The sequence below is a fragment of the Mycolicibacterium phocaicum genome (assembly GCF_010731115.1).
GTDB classification, from domain to species: Bacteria; Actinomycetota; Actinomycetes; order Mycobacteriales; family Mycobacteriaceae; genus Mycobacterium; species Mycobacterium phocaicum.
In genome coordinates this window covers 128,611-148,201 of the sequence record NZ_AP022616.1, presented here as the reverse complement: position 1 = coordinate 148,201, position 19,591 = coordinate 128,611, and the positions used below count along the sequence as shown (strand labels likewise).

The following is a 19,591-nucleotide window of genomic DNA, read 5'->3' as shown; positions in this document are numbered from 1 at the left end:
CTGGTCCGGTTGACGGAATTTACCGTCACGCATTAATACTTTGATCATGACGTCCGCTCGCCGCCGTGCTCCGCTGTCCCAGCTGGCCCTTGCCGGCGTGGCCATCACCATGCTGCCGGTGGGCGTCGCGCACGCCGATCCGGAACCGCCGCCGGCTCCGGCTCCCGTCTCCGCCGGTGTCACCGGCGTGCTCAACGACTGGCAGAAATCGGTATGTGCGCCAGGCAGTTTCAACCAGGACGATCCCGCGATCGCCGCGCGCGACTGGCCGGGCGCGGTCCGGGCGGGCACCTGCGCGAGCGCCGTGAATCCCGGTCTGACCAACGGCCTGTGGATCACGCAGTGGACCGCCAACAGCGACATGACCTCAGCGCTGCAGCGCAACTTCATGGCGCTGTTCGCGTCGGCCGTCAGCGATCAGTCCGCGATCATCACCTTCGCGGTCGCGAGCCCCGAGGCCCGCAAATCCCTTGAGCCGCTGACCAAATTCGGGTTTACCATCAACCCGGTACCGCCGCTGGCCTGACTGGCTCCGCACAAGCCGAGCCAATGAGATACGGGGCGCAGCCGGTTGCCCGGCACGCCCCGCATTCACAGCACTGAACTGCTCCTCTAGTGTCCTGCGCCGGGAATTCGTTGAAGATATGAACCGAGTCGTTCGAAGATCTCGTCGGCGGTCTTCGTCCAGTTGAACGGGCGGGGGTTGTCGTTCCAGTCTGCGATCCACTCGCGAATGTCCTTCTCGAGGGCCTGAATTGAGCGGTGAACGCCGCGGCGCAGTTTCTGGTCGGTGAGTAACCCGAACCACCGCTCGACCTGGTTGAGCCACGACGAGTAGGTCGGGGTGAAGTGCATGTGGAATCGGGGATGGGCGGCAAGCCATTTGGTTACTGTCGGCGATTTGTGCGTCGAGTAGTTGTCGCAGATCAGATGGACGTCCAGGTCAGCGGGCACGGTGTTGTCCAACTTGGTCAAGAACTTCTTGAACTCGATCGCGCGGTGCCGGCGGTGAATCGAGCCGTAGACCTCGCCGGTGGCCACATCCAGGGCGGCGAACAAGGTGGTGATTCCGTGCCGCACGTAGTCATGGGTGCGGCGCTCGGGCATGCCGGGCATCATCGGCAGCACCGGCGCGCTGCGATCCAAGGCCTGGATCTGCGATTTTTCATCGACGCAGAGCACCAGTGCCTTCTCCGGCGGGTCCAGATACAACCCCACGACGTCACGGACCTTGTCGACGAACTGCGGGTCGTTGCTGATCTTGAAGGTGTCCACCTGATGCGGCTTGAGGCCGAACGACTTCCAGATCCGTCCGACCGTTGACTTCGACAACCCGGTCTCAGCCGCCATCGAAGACCGCGACCAGTGCGTGGCGCCTTTGGGTTGACGCTCCAACGTGGCCACGATCAGCTGCTCGACCGCCTCGTCGGTGATCTTGCGCGGCGCACCAGGACGCGGCTCATCGGCCAGACCCTCCAGTCGCGCCTCCAGGAACCGTCCACGCCATTTGCCGACCGTTTGCGGCCACACACCTTCATCAGCGGCGACTTCCTTGTTGGATTTCCCTGCCGCGCAACCCAACACGATCCGACAACGTTGGGCCAACGCCTGCGAGGACTTCGATCGACGGGCCCACCGCTGCAACGTCTCACGTTCGTCGTCGGTCAACACCAACTCGACTACCGGCCTACCCCTGGTTCCCACCCGCCAATTCTACAATTAATCAACTAATTTACGGCGCAGGACACTAGGAGTCTGCTGAATTAGTGGGGTTTGGGGCGGGGCGTCTCAAGCGCTCGGTGGCGCGTGGGTGAAGTCAGGCCCGGAGGTCGACAGATGCGAGATCACCCCGCCACCATCGACTGTGGCATCGGTTGCCTGGGGTGGCAAGAGGTTGGTCACCTGCTGTTAGGCGATGGCCCAGGTGGTGCCGTTGTGGCCAAGGCCCAGGGCGATCAGCCGTCGAAGATTCAATGCGGCGGCGCGGTGGTGCAGCCAGTGGTCGTTTTTGAGGGTTCCGCGGTAGCGGACTTTGCGGTTGCCGCGGGCCAGCCAGGCGATGGAGCGTTCCACCATGGGCCGGTGCCGGCGGTACTCGTCCTGCCAATCGGGGTCGTGGGCTTGGCGGCGGGCGGCACGCATCAGCGGTTCGTGCTCAGAGACGGTCAGCTGTCGTCCCCGTTTGGCCGTCGTGCACTTGGTCATCAAAGGGCAAGCGCCACAGTATTTTCCGAACTTCACACCACCACGAGGCGCGATACCGACAGTATGGCCGGCGGGGCAGGTCACCGTCCGCGCGGTGAAGTCGACGGCGAAGTCATCGATGGTGAACCCACCGGGCACCGCGGCACGCAACGGCAGCGGTTTGATCACCGCAACATGCTTGCGCTCGGCCAACTCTGCCCGGGCTGCGCCGGTGCCGTAGGCCGAATCACCGAGCACCCGCACCGGGGCATCCTCATCGGCAAGCAATCCCAGCCCGACGACCGCTTCGTGGTTATCGGGGCCGCTGGCTTTGGTCAGCGCGCAGTCGGTGATGATCCCGGTATCGGGTTCGATCGCGATGTGGGCCTTGAAACCGTCCTGGCGCCGATGCACCGTCTTATGAGCGTGCCGGGCCTCAGGATCCACCGTCGAGACGACCCGGTCCGGGGCGACCTTGTGGGCGATGCGCCAGTGCCCGTCGGTGCCATCAGAACCCTCAGCCGGTTCGACATCCTGGCCGGCGATCAACGCCAACAGCGCCACCGCTTCGGCGGCGCGTGGCCCCAGTTCCTGTTCGGGCAGATGCCCCAGAACCCGGTGGGCGTCGCCGACCAGGGCATCGATGAGCTGATCACGGGCAGCCTTGTCGTTCCAGGCGATCGCTGGTTTACCCGGATCATCGTAATTGTGTGCCGTGCACTGGGTTTCGATGACCTCGGCGGCGCCGGGGACCTCACGCCGGACTCGCCGGATCGCGGCGATCAGCTGGGTCACGGTGTCCTGGGTGGCCACCGCGTCGTCGAGGACCGTGGAATCGAGCGCCCGCCGGGTCTTGCCTGCCAACACCGCGGTCTGCGCGACCACGGTGCGCACGGCCTCGAAAATCCGGTTCGGTCGATCCGAGGCCGCCAGCCGGCGCCGCCAATAGGTCAAGGTGGTGGAGTGAAATGCCGGTGCGGTGACCGGCAGCCCGCACGCGGCTTTCCACCGCAGATCGAAGGTGACCGCATCCACGGTCTCGTTGTCCGAGAGCCCATGCAACGCCTGCAACACGATCACCGAGGCCATCACCTCGGCCGGCACACTGGGCCGGCCCCGCCGCGACGGAAACAGATCCGCGAACATCTCCTCGGGAAACAACTCGTGGCGATGGGCCGCCAGGAACGCAAACACACTGTCGGGCTTCAGAAGATGCCCGGCCACCGATTCGGCATCCAACAACTCACGCTGATCATCAGAGCGACCCTGCACCCACCAAGGATCCCAGATACCACCGACCAACCCGCCTTCCGCCACGCGGATTTTTCAGCAGACTCCTAGAAGTCCCAGTCCGAGTCTTCGGTGTTGACGGCCTTGCCGATCACGTACGAGCTACCCGAGCCCGAGAAGAAGTCGTGGTTCTCGTCGGCGTTCGGGGACAGCGCCGACAGGATCGCCGGGTTCACGTCGGTCTCGTCGCGCGGGAACAGCGCTTCGTAGCCGAGGTTCATCAGCGCCTTGTTGGCGTTGTAGCGCAGGAACTTCTTGACGTCCTCGGTGAGGCCGACGCCGTCGTACAGGTCCTGGGTGTATTCCACCTCGTTGTCGTACAGCTCGAACAGCAGCTCGTACGTGTAGTCCTTGAGCTCGGTGCGCTTGGCCTCGTCGACCATGGTCAGACCGCGCTGGTACTTGTAGCCGATGTAGTAGCCGTGCACTGCCTCGTCGCGGATGATCAGCCGGATCATGTCGGCGGTGTTGGTGAGCTTGGCGCGCGAGGACCAGTACATCGGCAGGTAGAAGCCGGAGTAGAACAGGAAGCTCTCGAGCAGCGTCGAGGCCACCTTGCGCTTGAGCGGCTCGTCACCCTTGTAGTACTTCATGACGATCTCGGCCTTGCGCTGCAGGTTCGGGTTCTCCTCCGACCAGCGGAACGCCTCGTCGATCTCGACGGTGGAACACAGCGTCGAGAAGATGTTGCTGTAGCTCTTGGCGTGCACCGACTCCATGAACGCGATGTTGGTGTAGACGGCCTGCTCGTGCGGCGTCAGTGCATCCGGGATCAAGCTGACGGCGCCGACGGTGCCCTGGATGGTGTCCAGCAGCGTCAGGCCTGTGAAAACCCGCATGGTGAGCTGCTTTTCACTGTCGGTCAGGGTGCCCCAGGACGGGATGTCGTTGGACACCGGCACCTTCTCCGGCAACCAGAAGTTGCCCGTGAGACGGTCCCAGACCTCTGCGTCCTTCTCGTCCTGCACGCGGTTCCAGTTGATCGCGGAGGCCCGGTCGATCAGCTTCATACCTTCAGACACCGTGACCCCATTTCAGCTGGAACTGTGTTTGCCGGATCGGCACCACAGACACTACCCCTGGTGTTTCCCATCGACGAACACCGCTAAAAGTTGTGTTTTCGTGTCGCGCCGGCGACACCGATTCAGCGGATGAACTCGTACTCCGTCGACTTGAACTTCCTGGTCTCGAGCCAGTACTGCCAGGTCATGCCGCTCCACAGCGTGCGGTTCACGCCGTGCTCGTCCATGTACCAGCTGTGGCAACCACCGGTGCTCCACACCGTGCCGGCCAGGTTCTGCTGTAATTCGGCGTTGTACTCGTCCTGGGCGCGGCGGCTCGGCATCAGCGCGGCGGCGCCCGCCTTGTCGGCCGCCGCGATGGCCTGCGCGGCGTAGCGGATCTGCGACTCGATCATGAACACCACCGAGTTGTGGCCCAAGGCGGTGTTCGGGCCCAGCAGGAAGAACAGGTTCGGCATGTTCGCCACCGTGATGCCGCGGTGCGCCGCCATGCCCTCGCGGTTCCACCGGTCGACCAGGTCCTCACCCCCGAGGCCCTTGATGTCGACATAGGTGTACGAGTCGGTGACGTGGAAACCGGTGCACCACACCACCACGTCGACGGGATGCTCGACGCCATCGCGGGTGACGATGCCACCCGCGGTCATTCGCTCGATCCCCTCGGTGAAGACCTGTGTCTTCGGATTGGCGATGCCGCGATAGTAGGTGTCGGAGTTCAGGATTCGCTTGCAGCCCGCGACGTAGTTCGGCGTCAGCTTACGACGCAGCTCGGGGTCTTTGATGCTGCGGTTGATGTTCCATTTGCCCAGCAGCTCACCGATTTTGAGCAGTCGCGGCTGCTTGGTCATCGCGAAGCCGACACCTTCGTGAATCCAGTAGATGGCGTCCCGCATCAGCGCACGGGTACCCGGTACCCGGCGGAAGGTGTTCTTCATCCACTCCGGGAAAGCGTTGTTGGGCCGGGGCATGACCCACGCCGGGGTGCGTTGGTACAGGTGCAGCTCGGCCACCTGGTCGACGATCGCGGGCACGATCTGGATGGCGCTGGCGCCGGTCCCGATGACCGCGACACGTTTACCCGTGATGTCGACGCTGTGGTCCCATTGCGCGGAATGGAAAGCGACACCGACGAATTCGTCGCTGCCCTCGATCTCGGGAACCGACGGGATGTGCAGGCCGCCCGCGCCGGAGATCAGGAACTGGGCGATGTACTCCTGGCCACTGCCGTCGTAGATGTGCCAGCGCCGCTCGTCTTCGTCCCAGTGCGCGCGGTCGACGTGGGTGTTGAACCGGATGTTGCGGCGGAGGTTGTGCTTGTCGGTGACGCCCTTGAGGTAGTCGAAGATCTCGGGCTGGAACGACCACATGTGCGTCCAGTCGGCCTTCGGTTCGAAGGAGAACGAGTACATGTGCGACGGGATGTCACACGCGCAGCCGGGGTAGGTGTTGTCGCGCCAGGTGCCGCCGACCTCGTCGGCTTTCTCCAGGATCAGGAAGTCACGCGCACCGAAGCCCTGTTTGCGCAGCGCGATCCCCATACCCAGCCCGGAGAAACCGGACCCGATGATCACCGCCCGCGTCACGATCGGCTCGGCGGCGACCTCGACGTCGGCGGACTGTTCGGAAACCGTCATGAACCTGCTCTTTCCTGGGAACGGCGGTACCGGATACTTCACAGTGTCCGGTCAGGCCGCCCAGGTGTCAACGCACCTGGCTGGCGACGGCCTGTCAGCCGACGGATTCTTCGCGGCGGACCGCGTCGTGCACCGGCAGGTCCAGGTCGAACCGGATGCCGAGCAGCCGCGCGGTGCCGTTGATGGCGCCGATCATGATGGTCGTCATGTGTGCGACGAACTGGTCGCGGGGCAGCCGGCGCGGAGTGTCGTCACTGCCGCCGAGCCACCAGTCGGTCGCCGAGGCGGCCGCGCCGAACAGCGTGAACGCCGCCAGCTCGAAGATGGCCGAGTCGAGGTCCATGTCCTTGAGTTCGCCGCTGATCATTGCCGCGATCGCCAGCGTGATGTCGCGGCCCCGGTTGACGGTCGTCATCGCGGCGGCGGACTGGTCGGCGAACCTGCCCTGCAGCAGGAAGCGCACCACGTTGGGGTGCTGGTCCACCAGGTCCACGTAGTGCTCGACGGCGCGGCCGATGATCTGCCCGGTCGAATCGTGCTCGATGTCGATGGACGGAATGACGGCCGCCCACAACATGTCGCGCATCCGCTCGCCGATCTGCGAGAACATGTCGGACTTGTCGGCGAAGTGCCGGTAGATCTTGGGCTTGGCGGTACCGGCCTCTTCGGCGATCTCCCGGACGCTGACGTTCGGCCCCAGCCGGTCGATCGCGCGGAACGCGGCGTCGACGATCTCCTCGCGGACCTTGAGCCGGTGTTCGCGCCAACGCTCACTGCGGGCGTCCACCTTCTCGGGGGCGCCCTTCGGCGGAGTGACCTTCACCTGCACGCTGACGGACGGAACGTTCACGCCTGGCACACCAGGAACTTTCACCCCGGCCTGGATGCCGGTGCGTGGAAGAGATGGCCTGCGCACCCCGCCACTGTACCGGGCGGGCCAAATCTGACCTGCTCAGACTGCCCGGCGCGGCGCATGTCACACCTTCGGGCGCGCGGTCGGACCAGCCGGCCGACAGACTTCGCGCGTAGCATCGGCCTCACGCACCGCCCGAAAGTACCGGCCTGACAGGGGAACTTGATCACATGGCGCAGCGGTACGACGTCATCGTCGCCGGCGGAGGGCCGGCCGGGTCGGCTGCTGCGTGGCAAGCGGCGCAGGCCGGCGCAAGCGTGCTCGTCCTCGACAAGGCCGCCTTCCCACGCGACAAGCCGTGCGGCGACGGCCTGACCGCCCGCGGTGTCAGCTACCTGCAGAAGATGGGCCTCGCGAAAGAGGTGGCAGAGTTCCACCGGATCAATCGGGTCACGGTATTCAGCCCGCACCAATGGGAGCTGTCGTTCCCGCGCCGCCCCGGTATGCCCGACCACGGCTGCACCGTCAGCCGTACCCACTTGGATGCGCTGTTGCTCGGGCACGCCGCCGCCGCGGGCGTGGAAGTGCGCCAGGGCGCCGAGGTGGCCGGCCCTGTGCGTGACGACGACGGCAGGATCACCGGCGTGGTCCTCAAGGACGGCGAGGCGGTGCACGCAGACGCCGTGATCGCCGCCGACGGCGCCTACTCCCCGCTCAAGCGCGCGCTGCACCTCGACTCCGACTTACACGGCTATTCGGCCATCGCCATTCGCGCCGAGATGCCGGCCGAGCGCGCCGACTCCGATGCCCTGGAGATCTATCTCAAGCTGCTGTTCGACGGTCACCAATTGCCCGGCTACGGCTGGGTGTTCCCCATGGGCAACGGCAACTTCAACATCGGGCTGGGTTACGTCAACAGCTACCGGAATTGGCAGGCCATCAACGCAACCCGATTCCTCGGCGACTTCCTGCACACGCTGCCCCGCGACTGGGCGCTGCCCTCGATCGACGAGTTGAAGAAGAACAGAAGTGTGCGGGCCTGGCGGCTGCCCATGGGTTTCACCGCGTGGCCACCGTGGCGACCCGGCATCCTGTTCGCCGGCGATGCGCTGGGCGCCGGCAAGCCCGCCTCCGGTGCCGGGATCTCCAAAGCACTCGAATCCGGTTTGGCCGCGGGCGAATGCGCCGCCGCCGCCCTGGCGAATGGTGGTCCCGGCGACTTCACCAATTACCAGCAGCGGATCGAGGCCGCATGGGGCCGCGAGTACCGGCGCGGCCGGTTCTTTCACCGGCTGGCCGGCATCCCGTGGGTGGCCGACGCCGGCCGCCGCGCGGTCGACAGCCGCGTCTTCCGCGATGTGCTGCTCAAGTCGCTGTACAAGAAAGCCGAGGGTCCGGCGCACACCTGACTAGGCTGCGGGCCGGGCGCTCTTTTCGGACTGTGCGTGATCGGCCTTCGCGTGATCGGCCTTCGCGCCGGCCGGTGCGCCGGATTTCGTTGCGGTCCCGGCGGATTCGCTTCGACGGTCGCCCGCCTTGGCCGTCGCCGCGGTAGGCGAGTTCGGCGCGGCCCCGGTATCTGCATGATCGCGGGTCGGCCGCACCGGCGCGACGGCGTCTGGCGTCGGCCGCACCGAGCGTGCGCGCTTGGCCGGTTTGTCCTTCGAGGCGGCCGGTGATGACGAGGCCGCGGCAGCACCGGAGGCCGCGTTCGAGTCCGGCTCCCCCGACGTCGCCTGCGCTGTCCGCGGTGCTGTCACCGAGAGGCGGCTTCCGGTCGACGGCGACTGGAGTGTAGGCACCGCGACGACGGACGCGAGTGCGGCACTCGGCGGCGTCGCCGACGTCGGCTTCTGGCCGCCGACCACCTGCAACACCTTGGCCACCGGACGAGTGATATTCGTCAGCGCCGCAGTCAGATTGACCACCGACTGCCGAATCGCCCTGGCCAGCGGTGAGTTATCTACAGACTTCGCAGGATGCTCGGTTGTGGGTGTCGCCGGTTCGGTGGCATCCACGACCGGTTGCGGCAGCGTCGGCGTGTAGCGGCCGGTACGGAGAATCTGCATTGACTGTGCGAACGCTCCGGGCAGCTCTTTGAGGGCGGCAGAGATCTTGGCCTGCGGCGTGGTCCAGCTGAATTGCTTGACCTGGCTGGGATCCGCGGTGCGGTCATAGGCGCTTTCGATGATGACGCGCAGGACTGGGTCCATGGCGTCGACGAGCCGCTGCGCCCCGATCAGCGACGCGGCCAGACGCAGCGGTGCCAGCAGCGGCAGGCGCTGCGGGAAGGTCACGTACGTGGTGTTGCCGACGGTGGTGCTCACCGTGTTGGAACTGGTCTTGGGCTCCAACGCATAGCCGGGAAGGACATGTTCGAACATGATGCCCAGCAAGGCATTGACAACGGCCAGCGGGTTGAAATAGGCCGGGAAATCAGCGAATCCGTCGTACTGGTTCTGGTAGACCGTGGTTTGGAATGGGCTGTCGGACGGCCCCGGTCGTCCGAGCGGAAAGAGATCACCCAGGATCGGCATACGACTCCACGATGTGAAGCGCGACAGGATGCCGCCGTTCGGCTGGTACGGATCGCCGATGAGGGTGAACGTGTAGTCGCCGGCGTGGGCGACGTACACGGGGTCCTTGGCCATGTCGGCGCGCGCGATCTCGGCGACCTGTGCACCCTGGGACATGCCGAGGATGGTGATCTTCTGACCGGGTGCCTGTTTGGCGATGTCCTGCTCGAGATATCCGGCACCGATGCGTTCGGACTGCTTCAGCGAGTGCGGCCAGTACGGGACGCCGGACAACCCCGGCAGTGCGGAGATGATCGGCCATTCGACGTTGATCTGCCCCGGGTATGGCACTACGTGGAATGAATCCCCTTGCGGGACAGTCGTTCCGTAGAAGAACAGCGGGATGCTCAGCCCCAACGGGTCGAACGATCCTCCGACGCCGATGGTGGTGTTGACGAGTTGTACCGCGGCCTGCGACACGATCGGAGCGCCAGGCGCCGACACGCCGACCACAGTCGCCGCGGCGATACCCACCGCGACACCCCTCGCCAGGACCGTGGCCGTCCATCGCGGCGATTGCAATTGTGTTGAGTTGACCCCCATAGCCGCAGGACGCTATAGCAACAGCCGGTTTCGAACAAGACCTCTTTCTAAAAACAAGAACTCTTGCCAAAGCGGCCCGCGATCGGATGCACCGGGGTATGGCGCGGATTGCGATCAGCGCAATGAGGCGGTGATGCCGGCCCGGACCACTGCCATGAAGCTGGTCAGATTGCCGATGAGAGTGTCGATGCTCGGCCGTTGTTCAGCGTCGGGCTCGTAGTCGTGCAGCCAGTCGGCAACTGCCTCGAACAGACCGCCGACGGTCAGGACCGCCAGCGCATGGAAGTCGAGCGTGGTGTCGGCCGCGATCTCGGGGAACTCGCGACGCCGCCACAACTCTTCGACAAACGCTGCGGTCCAACGCCGATTCTCGCGACGCTGACGTTCGACCCGTGGCGAGATACCTGCGCACTCCCCGAACGCCACCACCGCGATCCTGGGGTCGTCGACCAGGGCGTGGGCAAACGCCGACAGCAGCCGCTCGACCATATCGTCGTTGTCAGCGGTGGTGTCCTCGAGGATCTCGACAACCTGGCGTTCGATTCGCTCGGCGATCTGCCGGAGCAACTCGATGTAGCAGTCTTCCTTGCTGTCGAATGTCTCGTAGAACGCCTTGTTTCCCACGAACGCGTTCTGGCAGATCTGCTCGATCGAGGTGTTGGCATAACCGTCGCGCGCGATCAACTCGAACGCGGACGCCAGAAGTTGTTCCCGGCGGTGGACTCGACGCTGCTCGGCGTCGAGTCCGCGGATAGTGCGCGGAGCTCGTGATGTCGCGGATCGTGGCGCGGTGGTGCGTTTACCTGCGCCCGCCGACGGTCTGCTCATGGCCTGGGAGTGTAGTAGCGCTGAGCAAACGCCACGGGCTACAACGGCGTCAGCGCCGACCGCGCTTGGCCTGGCCTGACTTTCGGGCCGATTTGCCCACGGCGCCCTTCCCGGCAGCCGCCCGGGCCGCCTGCTTGGCAAGGGTCTTCTCGCGCGCGCTGCGTTTCGGCGCCGGCTCGGCCTGGCCCCGCGACGAACTGGCCTTTCGGCCCCGCACGATGCCGATGAACTCCTCGACCAGTTCCGACTGTTCCCCTTCCGGAAAGGCCAGTGCGACGGGGCAGGTGGGCGCGTCGGTGATCGGCCGGTACGTGAGATCCTTGCGGTGATACAGCCGCGCGAGCGACTGCGGCACGATGAGGGCACCCATGCCCGTCGCGACGAGTTCTATTGCACCCTCGGTGGTTTCGGGCCGGTACTCGACCGCGTTTCCCGGTGCATCCGCCCAGCCGACGACGTCGTCGAGCGGCACGATGATCGGCTCGCCGTCGAGGTCCGTGGCGGTGATCTCGTCGGCCGCGGTGAGCACATGATCGGTCGACACGACAGCCACCGTCGTCTCCTCATACAGCGAGATGACGGCCAGCCCCGTCGTGTTCGCCGGCAGCCGGAGCAGCGCCACGTCGACGCCGCCGGCCCGCAGCGTGTCGGCCGCATCGGCCGCCGAGACCGGATGCAGAATCAGCGCCGCCTCGGGATGACGCTCGGCCCAGATCCGCGCCCACTTCGCGGGCGTCCCACCGGGGACGTACCCGAGAGTCAATGAGGCCGACGAGGACGGTGTCACGGCGATCACGCTACCCAAACGCGCGTCGGGCGGTTGGTGGTCAGCGCCGATAATTGAGGCATGACCGAGCTCGGCGTCTTCACGTTCCATCTCGTCGAGCTGCCTGTCACGGCGACGGTGCCGCTGCTGCGGCGACCACCGCAGCCCGACCGGGTGGCCGGGCTGCGCTACGCCGAGTGCCTGTCCCTGATGCGGCTCGGCGCCCCGACCATCTCCCCCGACCGGCTGCAGTTGCGGCGGCTGGCGATGTTCGCCCGGTGGGAGGACGAGGCCGCGATCGACGCATTCCTGGCCGGTCCGGGCGCGCGGTTCGCCACGGGCTGGCATGTCCGGATGACGTTTCTGCGGCGCTGGTCCACGCTCGTGGCACTCCCCGATCTACCGCAGGAGGCCGAGGCCTCCGACGATGACGAGCCCGTCGTCGCCGTCACCCTGGCCCGGATGCGACTGCCCGAGGTCCCGCGCTTCCTCACGTGGGGCAAGCCGGTCGAGCGATTGGTGCGCGACCATCCGGACGCCACCCTGGCGTTGGCCGCGATGCGTCCGCCCCGTTCGATCTCGACCTTCTCGATCTGGACCTCGGTGCGGGCGATGACGGGGATGGTGCACGGCCGGGGTGGTGTGACCGAGGTCGCCGACCCGGCTCGACATGCCGATGCGATGGCCGAGCGCCGGCGCCGCGACTTCCACCGCGAGTTCGCGACCTACCGGTTCCGGCCGCTGTCCGAACACGGCTACTGGGACGGGCGTACCGGTTACGTGCCGTGGCGTTCCAGCTTGTAGTGCAGGCGGACGGCCGGCAGGTTCCACATCCGCAGCACATGGTCGGTGCGGAGCACCTGCTCACGGTCGACGTAGAGGTCGAACGTCTCATGCACGGGTACCCGCCGCGCGAAGTAGCGCCCGCGATCACGCACCAGGACGTACGCCCCGTCAGCGCCCCACGGGCCGGCCGGGGAAGACAACCGCAGACCGCCGTCCGGCAGGTGCTGCGGCCGCAGGAAGACCTGGACGTTGCCCTCTTCCAACGGGAACGTCACGTGCACGCTGGCCCGGTCGGCACCGGGAAGTGTTCTGCGCGAATAGCATCCGCTGAACACGGTGTCGCCGTTGCCGCGCAAGGTCCGGATCCAGCCGGCCGCGACCTGCGCGCCGGTGCCGTCGGTGATCACCGAGACCCGACCATCGATGCCGCGTGCCACGTCGAGGGGACGCATCGGTAGCGCCAGTTGCTGTACCCGCTTACCGAACATGCGCGATATCAATTCGCCGCCCGGCCAGAACAACGGTGACCAGCTGCTCCACACCTCCATCCGCCAGCGCGCCGTGTGGGTGTAGAAGTCGTGAATCATCGGGTGGACGGCTGCGGCATCGAATCCGGGCCCGGACAGTCCCTCGAGATCGGGCTGCAAACCGGCGTCGGGGTCGTCGTCGCGCAGGGCGCCACCGCGGCGGGCCGCTTCATCACGCAGCCAGTTGTTCCCGCCGCCCCGGGACCCGAGTGGCGCCTGCAGCCAGGCATCGACGCCGTCGAGGTCGACGCCTCTGCCGGTGGCCCGCCAGAACTTGCGGGTCGCGAGATCCAGAGTCGAAAACTCCACGTCGCGGATCGTACGGGGTCATCGCAGCGACCTACCGATAGGCTGATGCCCATGAGCAGGCCCAACGCGCAGTCCATGAAACCCGCCACCGCGGCGAAGAAGCTGGACGTGTACTTGCCCGCGACACCTGCCGAGTTCCAGGAGAACGCGATCACCCGCGCCGACCTGGCGGCGCTGCAGGCCGATCCGCCACAGTGGCTCAAGGACCTTCGCAAGAACGGGCCGCACCCCAAGAACCTGGTGGCCGCCAAGCTGGGTATCTCGATCGCCGGCCTCGCACGCGGCGGCGTCGAGAAGGCGCTGACCACCGAGCAGATCGACGCCCTGCTCGAGGAGAAGCCGGACTGGCTGATCATCGAACGCGAGAGCTACCAGCAGGTACTGCGCGAGCAGCGGCGGATCAAGGCACTGCACGCGGATCAGGCGCGCGAAGCCTGACGACCGGTCGCCACCTGCCACCGGTCGTCACAGCAGCACTCACCAGAGATCGAAGCCCACGTTGGCGTTGGGGTAATGGCTGCTGAAGCTGTGATTGATCCAGTAGTTCTTGGCGAGAAAACCGGTGACACCGGTGTTCGCGACATTCGTGTTGGTCTTCGAGTCGTTGACCTCGTAGGTGGCGGTCGGGCCGCCGACACCAACCCGGTAGGCGACGTGCATGTCGAGCGAGTCGCCCTGTGGCGCAACGGCTGTCACGGTTTCGGTGGCTCCGGGTGCCAGTAGGCGCTGAGGACCGTCGACCCATTTGCCGTTGGGGCTCGTCCCGTCATCGAGCAGGAACTGAACCTTGTCGGTGTGGTTGGTGATCGTCATGGCGATGGTCGGCTCGCCGGGATGAGTGACAGGCATGGTTCCCGCGTGGGCAACCGCGGCGAAGGACAGCGCGGCGGCGATTCCCGTTCCCGCTGCGGCGATACGAGCCGTCGTGATGTTCATGGAGCCTCCTGTAAGTGAATGTTGTTGACCGAGAGACGTTTTGGGATGATCCCCTGACACCGACGACTATTCCGCGAACGGCGGCTTTCCGGATTCCCCCGAACAGCGGATTCACCGGTGGAACCGTTCTCCCCCCGATCGGCGGACATGCCGAGTCCGCCGAACGGCCGCCGTGCCGATCTGCTTTGGTAGAGCCGATGGCTACACCGGACTCTCCACTGAGCATCGCCACGTTCAACGTCAACGGCATCCGTGCGGCACGCCGTCGCGGCTTCGACGCCTGGCTCGCCGGGCGCGGACTCGACGTGGTGGCCCTGCAGGAATTGCGCTGCCCGCCCGAGCAGGTCGGCGAATTCGACGGCTATCACGCGGCGATCGACTCCGGCTCGATACCGGGCCGCAACGGCGTCGCCATCCTGACGCGCGAGGCGCCGACGGACGTGCGGACCTGGGTCTCGCATCCCCCGCGCACCCGGGGGCTCGGGACATTCGCGAACGAGGGGCGGTACCTCGAGGTCGACCTCGCGCACGCTCCCCTCACTCTGGCGTGCCTCTATCTGCCGAAAGGCGGCCTGCCGGCGCACCTGCAGCGGCCCGGCAACATGCGCGATCTGCCCGACGGCGGCGCCAAGTACGACAGGAAGATGCGCTTCCTCGGGGCGTTCGCGCGCGAGCTGAGCCGGAACCGGCGGGCGGCGCTCGCGGCGGGCCGCGAGTTCCTGCTGCTCGGCGATCTGAACCTCGCGCACCTTCCGCACGACGTGACGAATTGGCGGCCCGCACAGAAGATGGAGGGCTTTCTCCCCGAGGAACGCGCCTGGCTGGACGCACAGATCGGGCCGCGCACACTCGTCGACGTGGTGCGGACGCTGCATGGTGACCGGCCCGGGCCGCTGTCCTGGTGGAGTTGGGCCGGCGAGTCGTTCAGCAAGGACGTGGGCTGGCGCATCGATCACCACCTGGCCACGCCGCGGCTCGCGCGGACCGCTATGTCGGTGACGGTCGACAAGGAAGCCGCTCCCGACGCGCGGCTGTCCGACCACGCGCCTGTCGTCGTGCGATACGCCTTCCCCGGAACCGCCGCGCGATGAGTTGTGCGTGAGCCGGCTGTCTATCCCGGTGACGGCGCCCGCTTCCGGGCGCCGCGGACCACAGGAGCAGCCCGATGCACGCCATGATCTTCGTTCACCTGCCCGTCGCCGACGTCGCGCGCTCGCGGAAGTTCTTCTCCGGCCTCGGCTATGCGGTCAACGAGACGTTCAGCAGTGACAACGCAGTGACTCTGGTGTTGGGCGAGAACCAGTTCGCGATGCTGACGCAGCGCGATGTCTTCGATTCCCTGCACACGGCAGAGACCGCGGACGCGTCGAAAACGAAGGAGTGCGTCGTCTGCTTGGGTGTCGACCGCCGCGAGTGCGTGGACACCCTCGTGGACGGCGCCATCGCTGCGGGCGCCACGCCGGGCGATACCGACGACGAGGACTTCATGTACGGCCGCAGCTACCACGATCTCGACGGCCACTCCTGGCAGATCTTCTGGATGGACCCCGCGGCCACGTAGCCCAAAACTGACCCCGGCCAATCCTGCACACCGCTACGATTTCCCAGCATGCAGTCAGCATTCGCACAGGATCACGACCTGGCAGATAGCCCGATCGATCCGTCATGGGTCGTCGACGGCAAGCCACGGGCACGGTCGCGGCGCTGGCACACCAGTGGCGACTCGGCAGTCGAGTTCTATATCTGGGACTGCTCGGCCGGCACCTTCGACTGGACCTTCGTCGTAGAGGAGACGGTGCACATCGTCGCCGGCGAGGTCCGCATCGGCGACCCAGAGACCGGAACCTGGCTCCGGGCGGGCGATTCCGCGGTTTTTGCCGCCGGTACCACCTACCGATGGCACGTCCCGGACTACGTCCGCAAGCACGCCACTCTGCGCACCCCGCTCCCTACGCTGCTGATCCGGGTGGGGCGCGTCGCGACGCGGGTGGGTCGTCGCCTGGTGTCCACGATCCCGCGTCGCGGGCAGTTCGTCGGAGTCAGTGGCCCCCGCGCACACTGAGCAATGTGAGGGCCGCAGTCACCTCGATCGGGTTGCGCGCGAAGGGTTTCGGCAGCAATTCGTCGATGCGGGCGAGACGCCGGTCGATGGTGTTCCGATGGGTGTACAGCCGTTCGGCGGTGCTCGTGCGGTTGAGTCCCTCGTCCACGTATGTCAGCACCGTCTGGTGCAGCACCGGGCTGGCATCTTTCAATTCACCGAGCACGTCCGCGACGAACTGGTCGGCGGACGCCAGATCCGTCGACAGCAGGTCCACCAGGTGGACGTCCTCGTAGCGCACGATGGACAGCCCGGAGTCCAGGCGGGCCAGAAGCCGTTGCGCTGCAGCGGCATCCATATGTGTGCGCCGAAAGCCGCTCATGCCCGCGGCCGGGCGGCCCAGAGCCACGCGCACACCAGGCCGTCGTCCCAGGCGCTCGGCGAGATCAGCAGCTGTTGGCGTTGCCTTCGCCGGGATCCACAGCCACAACGCGGCAGTACCGGCGACCACCGTCAGTCGCCGGTCCGCGTCGCACGCCCGCATCACCTGTTCACTGGCGCGCTCGAGCAAGCCGACGTCCTGCTCCGAATCCACCCAGACCACGACGCCGATGTGAGAACCGGTCAGCGCGTAGCCCAGCTGCGCTTCGGCACGCGACGGTGCGATGTCCGCGCCCTGGAGCAGCAATTCGACAGTGGCGTAGCGCTGCAGCTGTGAGCCACCGGCGAACTCCTCGCGGACGCGGCCCACGTGTGCCGCCAGTTCCTCGATGGAATCGTCGACGAATGTGGCAAGTGAATTGCCCGTGATCTCGATGAGTTCACGGAGTTGTTCCGCATCGTCGGTCGCCTTGAAGCAAGCGGCCAGCCACCATTTCCACCCGACACGTTGAGCAGATCGCCACGATGCGACATCGTCGGTCGTCAGGCCACGCAGGACCACATCACGTGCGTAGGTGCGCATGGCGCTTCCCGTCGCGGGAGCGACCCGGCGACCCGGTTCGGCGATGTTGGATGTCAGCCAATGCTTGAGGTTGGCGACCGTCAGGCTCGCGTCGGCCTCCGCGAGTACCGGGTCGTCGGCGATCGCCCGGTACCGCGAGTCGCGAAGGGACGCCGCGGTCAGATCGGCGACCACTTCGCCGGACCTCGTCAGCATCGACTCAGCGAGTTCCCGGATCAGCCGGCGGACCGGATCGGATGCATCGGGCCACAGCTGATCCGGTGTCATGGCAACAGTCTGCCGCTTACAGACCGAGGTGATCGGCGAGTTCGCGGTAGTCGACCATCCACAGGCCGGGCGAGCCCGTGGGGTACTGCGAGCGGAAGCCTAGGATGCGCTGGACGCGCTCCGGCAGGGTCTTCACCACCTCCCGGTCGACCAGGAACGGGTAGGCCTCCTCCCCGACCAGGAAGCCCGGGTTGAACGCGAAAGACACCGCGCGGCGGTACTCATCGGAGGTGACGTTGGCGCCACCGCCGTGTGCGGTCTTGCCGCTGAAGAAGAGGGCATCGCCGGCGTTCATGATCGCGGGGACCGTCTGCTCGGGCGTCCCGCGGTCCTGGAAATCGGGCCACTTGTGGCTGCCGGGGATGACGCGGGTGGCGCCGTTCTCCTCGGTGAAGTCGGTGAGGGCGATAAGGAAGTTGAGGGTGATCTCCGGGCCGGCGGGGCCCATGCCGACGAAGGGGTACCAGTTCTCGAGGTCGCGGTGCAGGAACTGCGGGCGGTTGCCGGGGCCGATCTCGATCACCTGGGCGGTGGTCATCCAGTACGTGCCCGATTCCTCGAGGAAGGTCGCATCACACAGGGCGTGCACCAGGTCGTGGTTGATGATCTCGTTGCGGAAGACCGGGCTGTGGGTGACCAGGTTCGTCAGGCGCTTGGTGTTGGCGCCGTGGAACTCGTTGACGATCTCGAGCTCGTGCTTGCCGCCGGGAGTCAGCGCGGTGAGGGGGCCCTCGATCTCGGCGTTGAATCGGGTGACCTGCTCAGGGGTCAGCAGGCCCTCGATGATCACCCCACCGTCCTCGGCGACGACGGCGCGGATCTCCGCGACATCCGCGGTGTGAGGAAGCTTCCTGAGGTTCGAAACAGCGGTGGTCATCGCGTTATCTCTTTCTGCGAATTGAACTTTGGGGAGACGCCGAGCTGCTGGTGTGGCGTTCATCTCACTATTGCCGCTGGGCCCGGTCATGTGCCATGGCACCTCTCAACCAATCGAGCGGGCGGGCGGTGCATGTTGCACCATCGGCGAGAGTCCAGATGCTTCACGCAGCCGCGCACCTTTCGATGCCAGCGTGCGGGCGGGCAGGTCTCCCATGGACAGGAATCCGCTGGGCGCGTCGATCACCGCCGTCACGGCATTGACCGCCGCCGCGATGGTGCTGACGAAGGACTCGAAGCCGGTCAGCGATGTCAGTTCGATCACCTGGTCAGCGCCTTCGATGCGGCAATCGTCACCCGCGGTGAGCGCGTCACTCGGGTCGAAGAAGCCGAACATGATCTCCAGGTCGATCACCGCACGGCCGCCGCACAATCCGCGGGCGGCGTGGGTGACGGCCGCGATCTGGCCACGTTCGACGGTGACGTGTTCGCCGACGCGAGTGATCTCGCTGACCACCGCGGGCGACACCCGGCCAACCTCGATCGCGTCCAGGGTCCAGCCAAGGCCGCTCGCCAGCGCGCTGATCGATTGTTCGAAACCGTAGTGGCCGACCACCTCTCCGGATTCCTGTGCGGCGGCGAACTGCGCGGGCGTCAGTCCCATGCCGAACTTCGACAGGATCGCCCCGTACCGCGACATGTTGGTGCGACGGCGGATGATCACGCGATCGACGCGCTGAGTGAGAGCGGTCAGCAGCAGCGGCAGGGTGTCCATGAGGACACCGGGATTGGCGCCGGTGCCCAGCACGGTCACGCCGTGCGCTTTGGCGGTGTCATCGAGACGACGCGAGATCTCGGGGTGACTCGACCACGGGTACGCCAGTTCCTCGCAGATACTCATCACGTTGTACCCACGCTCAAGTAGCGGCACGAGGGTGGCGGCCACGTGGTTCAGATCCGACGTCGTCGCGACGATCGCCAGGTCGGCCGGGGGCAGACTCGCGGGATCATCGACGACGGTCACGCCGGTCGCCGCGCTAGCGACCAGCGTGCCGAGGTCGGTGCCGATCACCTCGGGATTGCGGTCGGCCGCACCGACGATCTCGACGTCGGTGCGCTGCAGCAGGGATTGCGCCATGGCGCGGCCCGTGGCGCCGAGGCCCACCATCGCGATTCGTTGTGTCATTTT

General features: G+C 66.2%; 20 protein-coding genes. 7 read left to right on the top strand and 13 right to left on the bottom strand.

Going from position 1 to position 19,591, the window contains the following annotated elements; all coding sequences use genetic code 11:
* The first annotated feature begins 46 nt into the window (after window positions 1–46).
* Window positions 47–526: a hypothetical protein gene (locus G6N46_RS00720; RefSeq protein ID WP_138249818.1), complete on the top strand. Its 480-nt coding sequence runs from the start codon at window positions 47–49 to the stop codon at window positions 524–526.
* Between the two features lie 86 nt (window positions 527–612).
* Here G6N46_RS00720 and G6N46_RS00715 read toward each other — a convergent pair whose 3' ends face one another.
* The 5 genes from G6N46_RS00715 to G6N46_RS00695 form a co-directional block, all read right to left on the bottom strand.
* Window positions 613–1,704 (bottom strand): IS630 family transposase, encoded by a 1,092-nt coding sequence (locus G6N46_RS00715; protein ID WP_036429724.1) that lies wholly within the window; start codon window positions 1,702–1,704, stop codon window positions 613–615.
* Between the two features lie 204 nt (window positions 1,705–1,908).
* Window positions 1,909–3,456, bottom strand: a complete 1,548-nt coding sequence (locus tag G6N46_RS00710) for an IS1182 family transposase (RefSeq protein ID WP_138251208.1) — start codon at window positions 3,454–3,456, stop codon at window positions 1,909–1,911.
* Between the two features lie 65 nt (window positions 3,457–3,521).
* Window positions 3,522–4,484 carry a class 1b ribonucleoside-diphosphate reductase subunit beta gene (gene nrdF, locus G6N46_RS00705; protein WP_138249861.1) on the bottom strand — a complete coding sequence of 321 codons (963 nt, stop codon included), beginning with the start codon at window positions 4,482–4,484 and terminating at the stop codon, window positions 3,522–3,524.
* A gap of 134 nt (window positions 4,485–4,618) precedes the next feature.
* Complete coding sequence (locus tag G6N46_RS00700; RefSeq protein WP_138249825.1) at window positions 4,619–6,130, bottom strand: flavin-containing monooxygenase; 1,512 nt, start codon at window positions 6,128–6,130, stop codon at window positions 4,619–4,621.
* A 94-nt stretch (window positions 6,131–6,224) separates the two neighbouring features.
* A complete protein-coding gene (locus tag G6N46_RS00695; RefSeq protein ID WP_234880707.1) occupies window positions 6,225–6,980 on the bottom strand; it encodes a TetR/AcrR family transcriptional regulator in 756 nt (251 codons plus the stop codon).
* Between the two features lie 233 nt (window positions 6,981–7,213).
* Here G6N46_RS00695 and G6N46_RS00690 point away from each other — a divergent pair, with 233 nt between their 5' ends.
* The gene (locus G6N46_RS00690) at window positions 7,214–8,392 is read left to right on the top strand and encodes a geranylgeranyl reductase family protein (RefSeq protein WP_138249826.1); all 1,179 of its coding nucleotides are present in this window, start codon (window positions 7,214–7,216) and stop codon (window positions 8,390–8,392) included.
* Here the strand turns inward: G6N46_RS00690 and G6N46_RS00685 are convergent, their stop codons facing one another.
* The 3 genes from G6N46_RS00685 to G6N46_RS00675 all read right to left on the bottom strand — a co-directional run bounded on the left by G6N46_RS00685 (window position 8,393) and on the right by G6N46_RS00675 (window position 11,726).
* Window positions 8,393–10,033 carry a PE-PPE domain-containing protein gene (locus G6N46_RS00685; protein ID WP_234880708.1) on the bottom strand — a complete coding sequence of 547 codons (1,641 nt, stop codon included), beginning with the start codon at window positions 10,031–10,033 and terminating at the stop codon, window positions 8,393–8,395. It lies immediately after the preceding gene.
* 183 nt (window positions 10,034–10,216) lie between these two features.
* Window positions 10,217–10,930, bottom strand: a complete 714-nt coding sequence (locus G6N46_RS00680) for a TetR/AcrR family transcriptional regulator (protein ID WP_138249828.1) — start codon at window positions 10,928–10,930, stop codon at window positions 10,217–10,219.
* A 49-nt stretch (window positions 10,931–10,979) separates the two neighbouring features.
* The gene (locus tag G6N46_RS00675) at window positions 10,980–11,726 is read right to left on the bottom strand and encodes a LysR family substrate-binding domain-containing protein (protein ID WP_234880709.1); all 747 of its coding nucleotides are present in this window, start codon (window positions 11,724–11,726) and stop codon (window positions 10,980–10,982) included.
* 51 nt (window positions 11,727–11,777) lie between these two features.
* Here G6N46_RS00675 and G6N46_RS00670 point away from each other — a divergent pair, with 51 nt between their 5' ends.
* A complete protein-coding gene (locus G6N46_RS00670; RefSeq protein WP_138249830.1) occupies window positions 11,778–12,500 on the top strand; it encodes a hypothetical protein in 723 nt (240 codons plus the stop codon).
* On the opposite strand, the gene G6N46_RS00665 is transcribed toward G6N46_RS00670, so the two are convergent.
* Complete coding sequence (locus G6N46_RS00665; protein ID WP_138249831.1) at window positions 12,473–13,318, bottom strand: hypothetical protein; 846 nt, start codon at window positions 13,316–13,318, stop codon at window positions 12,473–12,475. The genes G6N46_RS00670 and G6N46_RS00665 overlap by 28 nt on opposite strands.
* Window positions 13,319–13,369: 51 nt before the next feature.
* On the opposite strand from G6N46_RS00665, the gene G6N46_RS00660 reads away from it, so the two are divergent.
* Complete coding sequence (locus G6N46_RS00660) at window positions 13,370–13,756, top strand: DUF5997 family protein (RefSeq protein WP_138249832.1); 387 nt, start codon at window positions 13,370–13,372, stop codon at window positions 13,754–13,756.
* A 39-nt stretch (window positions 13,757–13,795) separates the two neighbouring features.
* Here the strand turns inward: G6N46_RS00660 and G6N46_RS00655 are convergent, their stop codons facing one another.
* Complete coding sequence (locus G6N46_RS00655) at window positions 13,796–14,254, bottom strand: hypothetical protein (protein ID WP_138249833.1); 459 nt, start codon at window positions 14,252–14,254, stop codon at window positions 13,796–13,798.
* Between the two features lie 197 nt (window positions 14,255–14,451).
* Between G6N46_RS00655 and G6N46_RS00650 the strand changes: the two genes are divergently transcribed.
* The 3 genes from G6N46_RS00650 (at window position 14,452) to G6N46_RS00640 (ending at window position 16,316) form a co-directional block, all read left to right on the top strand.
* Window positions 14,452–15,345, top strand: coding sequence for an exodeoxyribonuclease III (locus tag G6N46_RS00650; RefSeq protein ID WP_138249834.1), 894 nt, complete (start codon window positions 14,452–14,454; stop codon window positions 15,343–15,345).
* A gap of 74 nt (window positions 15,346–15,419) precedes the next feature.
* Window positions 15,420–15,815, top strand: coding sequence for a VOC family protein (locus G6N46_RS00645; protein ID WP_138249835.1), 396 nt, complete (start codon window positions 15,420–15,422; stop codon window positions 15,813–15,815).
* A 48-nt stretch (window positions 15,816–15,863) separates the two neighbouring features.
* Window positions 15,864–16,316 (top strand): cupin domain-containing protein, encoded by a 453-nt coding sequence (locus G6N46_RS00640; RefSeq protein ID WP_138249836.1) that lies wholly within the window; start codon window positions 15,864–15,866, stop codon window positions 16,314–16,316.
* Here the strand turns inward: G6N46_RS00640 and G6N46_RS00635 are convergent.
* From G6N46_RS00635 to G6N46_RS00625, 3 genes are all read right to left on the bottom strand, one after another.
* Window positions 16,294–17,526 carry a PucR family transcriptional regulator gene (locus G6N46_RS00635; protein WP_138249837.1) on the bottom strand — a complete coding sequence of 411 codons (1,233 nt, stop codon included), beginning with the start codon at window positions 17,524–17,526 and terminating at the stop codon, window positions 16,294–16,296. The genes G6N46_RS00640 and G6N46_RS00635 overlap by 23 nt on opposite strands.
* A gap of 16 nt (window positions 17,527–17,542) precedes the next feature.
* Window positions 17,543–18,403, bottom strand: coding sequence for a phytanoyl-CoA dioxygenase family protein (locus G6N46_RS00630; protein WP_138249838.1), 861 nt, complete (start codon window positions 18,401–18,403; stop codon window positions 17,543–17,545).
* Window positions 18,404–18,508: 105 nt separating this feature from the next.
* Entirely contained in the window at window positions 18,509–19,588 is a 1,080-nt protein-coding gene (locus tag G6N46_RS00625) for a Gfo/Idh/MocA family oxidoreductase (RefSeq protein ID WP_138249839.1), read from the bottom strand.
* Window positions 19,589–19,591: the final 3 nt, after the last annotated feature.